Genomic DNA, 1,042 nt, shown 5'->3' on the forward strand with positions numbered 1-1,042 from the left:
TATTTCGACAAACTCATTCAGGTTCCGATTCGTGTTCCGCCGTTGGGGACGCAAGAGGTTCGTGCATACATGATGATGCTGTTTATCGAGAACAGCGACCTTGATTCCAAAGAGAAGGAACGAATTCGAGGAGAGGTGTGCTCGCAGCTGGGGCGATCATGGCAAGGAAAGCGAGTCGATCTCAAGTTCCTCAGAAGTCTGAACGACAAACTCTCTGATGCGTTGATTGCGCGCCTCGATGCCGCAGATCGGCTTGCGCCTTTGATGACAAGCGCGACCGGCATCGCGGGCAATCCGCGCTTGATCAAGCGCTTCCTCAACGCGCTGTCGATTCGCATGTCGATGTCTCGTGCCCAAGGCGTCGGTGTCGATGAATCTGCGCTTGCCAAGGTGCTTCTATTCGAGCGATGCGGTGATCCCAAGGCCTACTTGGAACTGATCAAGTCGGTTACCGAGAGCGACGATGGAAAGCCAGCGCTTCTTGTCGACTGGGAAGCGAAGGCCATTGCGGGGGGAGGCTGTGCAAAGGAAGCCGCCGTGGGACGACTCGTTCATCACCGAATGGCTGCGTTTGCCGCCGCTCTTGGGAGGGGCCGACCTTCGCGGTGCGCTCTACGTGAGTCGTGAGCATGCGCCATTGATCACTCCAGAGGATCGGTTGTCAGCGGAGGCCGCCGATCTTCTGGAAGGGCTGTTGGAGCATCCCGAGATGGCTGGCAGTATCAAGGATCGTCTCGTGGCGCTGCCACGGCCCGAGATATCAGTGATCATGGACCGGTTGCTCGGTCGCGCCCGTCAAGAACAGGAGTGGGGCACGCCTGCGATTCTGGAAGCCTGCATGGCCGTGGCTGCCGCAGATGCGCCTCAAGGGCAACGACTCTCGGGGTTCCTGAAAGAACGCCCGGCCACACAGATCAAGGCGAGCATTGTTCCCAAGATTGCCGATGCGTATTCCACACCAAACTGGACACGGATTCCAGACGAAACTGGACAGTGATTCCACGGCAAACTGGACACCGATTCCAGAGCAAACTGGACAGTC

General features: G+C 57.8%; 2 protein-coding genes. Both read left to right on the forward strand.

The annotated features are described in order from the left end of the window. On the forward strand, positions 1–627 hold a 627-nt coding region (locus E4Q23_RS24360), incomplete at its 5' end, for a P-loop NTPase fold protein (RefSeq protein ID WP_248595635.1). A gap of 10 nt (positions 628–637) precedes the next feature. Continuing rightward, positions 638–997 carry a hypothetical protein gene (locus tag E4Q23_RS24365; RefSeq protein ID WP_169068744.1) on the forward strand — a complete coding sequence of 120 codons (360 nt, stop codon included), beginning with the start codon at positions 638–640 and terminating at the stop codon, positions 995–997. The last annotated feature ends 45 nt before the right edge of the window (positions 998–1,042 follow it).

The sequence above is a fragment of the Candidatus Accumulibacter phosphatis genome, assembly GCF_012939955.1.
Taxonomy (GTDB): domain Bacteria; phylum Pseudomonadota; class Gammaproteobacteria; order Burkholderiales; family Rhodocyclaceae; genus Accumulibacter; species Accumulibacter delftensis.